The sequence below is a fragment of the Pseudolysinimonas sp. genome (assembly GCF_031389465.1).
Lineage (GTDB): Bacteria > Actinomycetota > Actinomycetes > Actinomycetales > Microbacteriaceae > Pseudolysinimonas_A.
In genome coordinates this window covers 1-2,532 of the sequence record NZ_JANMSQ010000091.1, presented here as the reverse complement: position 1 = coordinate 2,532, position 2,532 = coordinate 1, and the positions used below count along the sequence as shown (strand labels likewise).

The window sequence follows — 2,532 nt, the reverse complement described above, 5'->3', positions numbered from 1 at the left end:
CCGAGCCACCCGCCGGGGCGTAGCACCTGGTACCGTCCAGCGCCGTCGTGGTACAGCCGCTGTCACCCGAGCAGACCGTGTCCTGGATGTTGTCGCCGCTTTGCGTGCCGGCGCGACATGTGGCGTAGGTCTTCAGGAACGGCTCGACGCTGGTGCACGTGAGGCCCGAGTCACCATTGCCGGTGCAACTCTCCTGCACTTCCGCAGCGATCATCGCGGTCAGGCTGCAGGTGCTTCCGGCGCAGGACTTGTCGGCCACCCAGACGCCGGTGCGGATCGGCAGGCCAGTCATCGGGGCGGGGGTGGGGTTCGCGGTTCTGCCCGCCCGCATCGGTGAGACGATGCGCAGGCACGCCGACGAGGCGATGGCCGAAGTGCAGGTCACTCTCGCCGGGATGGCATCGGGCGGCCGCGCCGACGAAGTCACCCTCGCCGGGCGTGACGCGCTCGAGCGCTTCGAGGTGTTGCGGTCGGAAGCCCAGTCGGCGCGCCGCGGCTGGCCGCTATCGCGCCACGATCGCATCCTCGCCGAACAGATCGGTGCCGGGGCGATCGTCGCCCGCGAACTGCGGGCGGCCGTGCACGACTACCGCGCCCGGGTCGTCGATCGTCCCGGGTTCAGCGCTGCGGTGGGCGAAGTGTCGGCCAAGGTCGCCGCCGTGCGCGCCGAACTGATCGGCGGCCCGTCCCGGCAGCGCGAGGAGCCTCCCGCAACGGGGCCGACGGCACCCGAACACGGTCTCGTGCGGCTCGAACTCGCGATCGACGGCCTAGCGGTCGCCCTCCGCGCAGGCTGAGGCCGACGCCGGATCACACCGGCTGCTTCAGTACCGACTTCTTGTAGGGCGAGACCGAGGAGTTGCCGGGTATCCAGAACCGCCACGGGTAGGCGTCCGATCCGCCTTCGCCGGAGACTCCGGTGCGTGGCCCGGTCTCGACGACGGCGATCGGATGCGGCGGCAGGTCGAGCCGGAAGAGCTCCCCCAGCCGCGCACCGTCATCGGCGAGAGAGATACCGAGGGCGACGCACAGCCGCGCGGGACCGCGGGCGAGGTCGGCATCCGTCTTCGACGTGACGCGCCGCGACCGGGCGACGTCGAGCCCGGCGACGACCTCGCCGGCGCGCAGAAGCACCGCGGTCGCCTCACCCTCGGCGCCGACGACGATGTTCGCGCAGACGTGCATGCCGTAGCTGAAGTACACGTAGAGGTGGCCCGCCGGGCCGAACATGACGGCGGAACGGCGGGTGCGGCCGCGGAACGCGTGGGACCCGGGATCGTGCTCACCGAGGTACGCCTCCACCTCGGTGAGGCGCACGCTGACGTCGCGGCCGTGCAGCACCGCACCGAGCAGGAGCGGCGCGACGTCGGTCGCGGGCCGCGCCAGAAATTCGCCGAGAGGCGTCAGACGCCGACTCCGCCGATTGTGACCAGGTAGACCGCGACGAGAATGGCGGCAACGGCGAGACCGACGATGAGCGGGAACAGCCACGGACGCTTCGCGTCGGATGCCTCCTGCCGGGCGCGGCGGCCCTCGCGCGCGGCCTGGGCGCGGTCCTTCCAGTCGCTGTTGCCGGAAAGTGTCATCAGGACTCCTTGAGTTCAGGGGCGCGGAGCGATTCCGGGGCGAGTGCGCGCACCGCGGCGGTGAGGGCGGTGAGTTGTTCAGCGACGCGGGTCGGAGCGGTGCCGCCGATGCCGGAGCGCGACGCGATCGACCCGTCAACGGTGAGCACCTCGCGCACGTCGGGCGTCAAGCGGGGGTCGATCGCGGCGTAGTCGGCATCCGTGGGTTCGTGCAGGTGCAGGTCATGCTCCTCGCAGAACCGCACCAGCGCACCAGCGATCTCGTGCGCCTCACGGAACGGCACACCCTGCCGCACGAGGTGGTCGGCAACGTCGGTCGCGAGCGAGAAGCCTTCGGGGGCGAGAGCACGCATCCGGTCGGTGTCGAAGGTGAGGGTCTCGACCATGCCCGCGAAGGCCGGCAGCACGAGCTCGAGAGTCGCGACGGAGTCGAAGACCGGCTCCTTGTCTTCCTGCAGATCGCGGTTGTACGCGAGCGGAAGGCCCTTGAGCGTCGTGAGCAGACCGGTGAGGTTGCCGACGAGCCGCCCCGCCTTGCCGCGGGCGAGTTCGGCGATGTCGGGGTTCTTCTTCTGCGGCATGATGCTCGACCCGGTCGAGTAGGCGTCGTCGAGGCGCGCGAAGCCGAACTCGCGGGTGGTCCAGAGGATGACGTCCTCGGCGAACCGTGACAGGTCGACGCCGATCTGCGCGGCGACATACGCGAACTCGGCGACGACATCCCGAGCGCTCGTCGCGTCGATCGAGTTGGGCAGCGGAGCGCCGAGGTTCAACTCACGCGCGACGATCGAGGGGTCGAGCCCCAGCGCTCCCCCGGCGAGGGCTCCCGCGCCGTACGGCGAGGCCTGCGCCCGCACCCGCCAGTCCCGCAGCCGCTCCAGGTCGCGCACGAGTGGCCAGGCGTGGGCGAGCAGGTGGTGAGCGAGCAGGATCGGCTGCGCGTGCT

The 2,532-nt window shown here is 71.1% G+C and carries 5 protein-coding genes; 1 reads left to right on the top strand and 4 read right to left on the bottom strand.

The window, feature by feature from the left end; translation table 11 throughout:
* On the bottom strand, nt 1-292 hold a 292-nt coding region (locus RMO30_RS03575), incomplete at its 3' end, for a hypothetical protein (protein WP_309709602.1).
* 10 nt (nt 293-302) lie between these two features.
* On the opposite strand from RMO30_RS03575, the gene RMO30_RS03570 reads away from it, so the two are divergent.
* Complete coding sequence (locus RMO30_RS03570; protein WP_309709599.1) at nt 303-797, top strand: hypothetical protein; 495 nt, start codon at nt 303-305, stop codon at nt 795-797.
* A 13-nt stretch (nt 798-810) separates the two neighbouring features.
* Here the strand turns inward: RMO30_RS03570 and RMO30_RS03565 are convergent, their stop codons facing one another.
* The 3 genes from RMO30_RS03565 to argH all read right to left on the bottom strand — a co-directional run.
* Complete coding sequence (locus RMO30_RS03565; RefSeq protein ID WP_309709605.1) at nt 811-1,407, bottom strand: DNA-3-methyladenine glycosylase; 597 nt, start codon at nt 1,405-1,407, stop codon at nt 811-813.
* Entirely contained in the window at nt 1,404-1,586 is a 183-nt protein-coding gene (locus RMO30_RS03560; RefSeq protein WP_309709597.1) for a hypothetical protein, read from the bottom strand. The genes RMO30_RS03565 and RMO30_RS03560 overlap by 4 nt, the downstream gene beginning before the upstream one ends.
* A partial coding sequence (gene argH, locus RMO30_RS03555) for an argininosuccinate lyase (RefSeq protein WP_309709594.1) occupies nt 1,586-2,532 on the bottom strand: 947 nt, incomplete at its 5' end. The genes RMO30_RS03560 and argH, both read right to left, overlap by 1 nt.